Below are 890 nucleotides of genomic sequence, written 5' to 3'. Positions count from 1 at the left end.
CTCCTCTCCCCCGCCTCCGCCCCCCTTCGACGCCCAGGCCGCCCGCCGGCTGCGCGGCGCGCTCGGCATGGGTCCCGAGCACGTCGCCCACGCCCTGCGGTCCGCGTACGGACTGCCCTACGTCACCCCCGGGCACGTACTCGCCTGGGAGCGCGGCACCGCCGCCCCGGACCACACCGAACTCGCCGCGCTCGCCGGGGCGTTGTGGTGCGACCCCGGAGAACTCCTCGGCCGCCCCCGCACGCTGCGCGAGCACCGCATCGCCCGCGGCGTCGCGCCGCAGGACGTCGCCCGTGCCGTCGGCATGGCTCTCCCGGCGTACCTGCGGATGGAGGAGGACGGCACCTGGCGCGGCACCGAGCGGCAGGTCCTGGACCTGGTCCGGGTGCTGCGGCTGGAGCCCGCGGACGTCGTGGCCGTCACCGGTCGTACGGAGCCGCTCGCCGCGTTGCTGCGCGGGGCCGTGACCACACGCTGGCAGGCGTACGTGCGCCAGGTCGGGGAGCTGACGGCCGTGGAGCGCCCCGTCCTGGAGGAGTCGCTGCGCCGGCTGCACCGGGACTACCAGGGCCGGATGACCGCCACCCTCGGCTGGGGCGGCGGGGGCACGGCGGGGGCCGCCGGGGAGGAGTTCCTGGAGCGGATCGTGGAGAACTTCTGGGCGGCCGTCCGGCGGGAACCGTAGCGCTCCCGCCGGCAGGGGCCGCTCCGGCGGCCCGGCGTCCTAGAAGACCGACTCCGCCTCGTCCATCCGGTCCTTCGGGACCGTCTTCAGCTCGGTGACCGCCTCCGCGAGCGGGACCATCCGGATGTCGGTGCCGCGCAGGGCGGTCATCCGGCCGAACTCGCCGCGGTGGGCGGCCTCGACGGCGTGCCAGCCGAAGCGGGTG

General features: G+C 76.7%; 1 protein-coding gene and 1 pseudogene. One reads left to right on the top strand and one right to left on the bottom strand.

Annotated features, from left to right (window positions below; all coding sequences use genetic code 11):
* On the top strand, positions 1-685 hold a 685-nt coding region (locus VT52_RS35100), incomplete at its 5' end, for a helix-turn-helix domain-containing protein (RefSeq protein ID WP_071387779.1).
* A 39-nt stretch (positions 686-724) separates the two neighbouring features.
* On the opposite strand, the pseudogene VT52_RS36615 reads toward VT52_RS35100, so the two are convergent.
* A pseudogene (locus VT52_RS36615) lies at positions 725-890 on the bottom strand (6-phosphofructokinase); the annotation flags it as partial.

The organism is Streptomyces malaysiense (assembly GCF_000980885.2).
Classification (GTDB): domain Bacteria; phylum Actinomycetota; class Actinomycetes; order Streptomycetales; family Streptomycetaceae; genus Streptomyces; species Streptomyces malaysiense.
Note: the sequence above shows the minus strand (reverse complement) of the source record. Positions and strands in the feature narration are given on the sequence as shown.